Source organism: Chitinophaga sp., from assembly GCF_036569125.1.
In the GTDB taxonomy this organism is placed as follows: Bacteria; Bacteroidota; Bacteroidia; order Chitinophagales; family Chitinophagaceae; genus Chitinophaga.
The window spans coordinates 1-3,017 of the sequence record NZ_DATCRF010000573.1 but is presented as its reverse complement, the minus strand read 5'-3'; the positions used below and the strand labels follow the sequence as shown (position 1 = coordinate 3,017).

Annotated in this window: 2 protein-coding genes and 1 pseudogene; 1 reads left to right on the top strand and 2 read right to left on the bottom strand. The window is 50.7% G+C overall.

Annotation, left to right across the window (positions count from 1 at the left end; all coding sequences use genetic code 11):
* A partial coding sequence (locus VIM87_RS21590) for a serine hydrolase domain-containing protein (protein WP_331999014.1) occupies positions 1 to 761 on the bottom strand: 761 nt, incomplete at its 3' end.
* A 70-nt stretch (positions 762 to 831) separates the two neighbouring features.
* Positions 832 to 1,725 carry a PfkB family carbohydrate kinase gene (locus tag VIM87_RS21585; RefSeq protein ID WP_331999013.1) on the bottom strand — a complete coding sequence of 298 codons (894 nt, stop codon included), beginning with the start codon at positions 1,723 to 1,725 and terminating at the stop codon, positions 832 to 834.
* A 186-nt stretch (positions 1,726 to 1,911) separates the two neighbouring features.
* On the opposite strand from VIM87_RS21585, the pseudogene VIM87_RS21580 reads away from it, so the two are divergent.
* Positions 1,912 to 3,017: pseudogene (locus VIM87_RS21580) on the top strand (hypothetical protein); the annotation flags it as partial.

Sequence of the window (3,017 nt, the reverse complement as noted above, 5' to 3'; positions counted from 1 at the left end):
AACATTTGCTGGAAAGTGGCGGCTTTTAACCCGCGTTTGTTCAACAAGGCCATTTCAAACTTTGCATAATCTGCAGCCGTTGTTTGCAGGGAAGCGGCTGTGTTAGGCTCCGTGGGATGCCAGCTGGTATTGGTTTGCATTATATCCGAATGTGGAACAGCGCAATCATTTTCAAAAGCCGTTTGCCATATATAGCTGCTGTGCGTCATGCCCAGGGGCTTAAACACGGTTTGCTGCATAAAGTCCTCAATAGCCTGCCCGGTAATTTTTTCTACTACCTTGCCCAGCAGCACAAATCCTTCACCGGAGTACCGGAAACGTTCACCGGGATTATACTGGAAGTTAAGCTGATCGCCCTGCCGCCAGTTGGGCAGGCCGGAGGTATGGCTTAATACCTGCCGGGCCGTAATTTGTTTATAACGTTCATCGTGTTTAAGATCCGTGTAGTCATAGTAGTTATACAGGGGTTTGTCCAGGTCCAGCTTACCGGCATCCACCAGCTGCATTACCCCATAGGCAAATACACATTTGCTGAGGGAGGCGGCAGAAAACACGGTGATGCTGTCTACCGGTATCCTGGTATCGGCGCTGCGCACACCTAAAGTGTACAGCTGTGCTATTTTTCCATTCTTAATATAAGCCAGGGAAAGGCCGGGTATACGGGCTTTGTCTATTAACCGCTGTAGCTCCTGCGGCTGGGGTTGTGAGAAAAGGCTGGCAGGGATCAGTAATACAAATAGCAGATGCAGTATGCGTGGCATAACAAAGCTTTTTAAAAAGACGGTTTCCCGCCCCAAAAGTTGCATGGCAAAACTGCTGTAAAAGGGAATATTAACGGGTAGCTATCACGCGCTCCTTGCTGTTGGCCAGCAGGGCTTCCACATCTTCCGGGGTACCGGTAAAAGGGCCGGAGGATTCAATTTTTAAAGTGGCCATGGCAGCGGCAAACTCGCCTGCCTCCTTAAAACCGGCGCCTTTGCTGCGCTGGTATAAATAACCCGCCATGTAGGTATCCCCGCAACCGGTAGCATCTATTACCGTGGTAGGGCTGTATGCGGGAATATCATAAAACGTATTGTTATGGAAGATCACGGAACCCATGCTGCCCAGCGTTATCACAACTTCCTTCACACCCCAGCCGGCCAGTACGCGGGCCGCTTCAGGCACAGTTTTATGACCGGTGAGCACTTCCATTTCATGCTCATTGGCCTTTAAAATATCTATGTACTGTAAAGCTTCTTTTTTTGCCGGCCAGTCAATGGGTATTACATTCCTGTTCTCCACCTTACGCAGGTAACCCTGCGCATCCAGGGATATCTTACCTCTTTCAGACAGGGCTTTTATCAGCGCTACCGGCATATCATCGGCCAGTAAAGGCCCCAGGTGATAGTACCTGGCCTGCACGGCAGAAAGCTGTTCAACCGTAAAGGGATCGGCTTTCTGTAATACGCGCTGGGTGCGGTGGTCCTGGTTCTCAGGATAAATATTCTCAAAATATACCGTGTGTGCGCTGGGCGTTACAAATACTTCAATACCTTTAGCCCGCAGCTCTTCCACCACATGCATCTCACTTTCCGCCAGCCCGGTAACCAGGGTGTACTTCACATCCATATTCCGGATGGCATTGGAAAAGTAAAAAGAGGTGCCGCCCGACATATGCACTACGGACTTGGTGGTAACTACTTTATCTAAGGTGATATGCCCTACGCAACAGATATCGTACATGTGTGACGGTATGAGAATTAGACAGTTTGTTTTTTGCAATGCACAAAAGTAGCTAAAGACCGTTTGATTGCCAATATTAATATGGCGTAAGAAATATAACTATTACGCAATCAATTATTTATCTGGTCAACTATCTTGACTTTACCGTCTTTTTTTAGCATTTTTAGTAAGATAACCACCTGCATTATGAAAGTACTCCTCCTGATAGCCAGCTGCCTGCCCCTTTGCTTATTTGCCCAACAGGCAGCACCGCCAACAGATGTTATTGAGGATATTCAGCCGCAGCCCTTACTGGCGCAGGCTTTGCGCCTGCAGGAGGCATTAGCTTTCCTGGGCAGCGCCCTGCCGCCGGCAGCAGCACAGCAGCTGCAGGCCTTACAGCAAAAAAAACTTACGCCGGCTACCGCCATACAGGTGCAAAAGATCCTGGATCCTTTTTGCCTGGCCATGGTAGATATTAACCCGGAGGCACGGGTAAAAGTGAGCCGGGGCCAGGCAAAAGCAGTGCTTACACAAAGCGGGTGGACCAGCTTCCTGGTAAAAGTGCATAACCAGGCCGGCGTTACTGCCCGGCTGGAACCTGCCAGCGCCAATGCTTTGCCGGCTTTACACATGGCCACTTTTACAGACCGCCCGGTGCCGGAGGCCCACAAGCTGAACGCCGGCCAGGTGCAAAACCGTTTTTTAGAGATACAGCTATACCGCAACCCGCCCCTGCTGCCCAACCTCTCCGGCTTTCCGCTGGAATATGCTGTAGTGCAGGTGTACAGCAAAGAGGCCGGGCCCAAAGAGGCGGATCTGGGCTTTCACATTGGCCAGGGCACGCAGGATATTGGTTTCCGTAACAGCATACCTGTGCTGTTTAACATACGCCCGGCCGTAAAAGTGGTGCTGCAGGTGCAGGATGAAGATGGCAGCCCGGCCATGGCCTCTTTCACCATTACTGACGGTGTTGACCGTGTGCCGTATGATATGGGCGACAACTACCGTTTAAGCCTGGCGGAGAATGAATACGGGGAACCTTCCAAAACGCTCACCGGCATTTATCCCCTGCCCTCCCGGCGTGTGGCCGCCTACGATGAATACCCCGATTTCTTTTTCCAGCCACAGGTATACCGCAGCAGCGGGGAACATATTATGCTGGCCCCCGGCCGCTACCATGTAACCTTTACCCGCGGGCCTGAATATAAAAGCCAAACCAAAGAATTGATCATACCACCTGGTAAAGATTCCATCAGCGCCTCTTTTAAGCTGCAACGCTGGATCAATATGGCTAAGCTGGGATGGTACAG

What these genes read in the sequence shown, in the direction of transcription:
- VIM87_RS21585 (WP_331999013.1), bottom strand. Translation starts at nt 1,725, where the DNA reads ATGTACGATATCTGTTGCGTAGGGCATATCACCTTAGATAAAGTAGTT.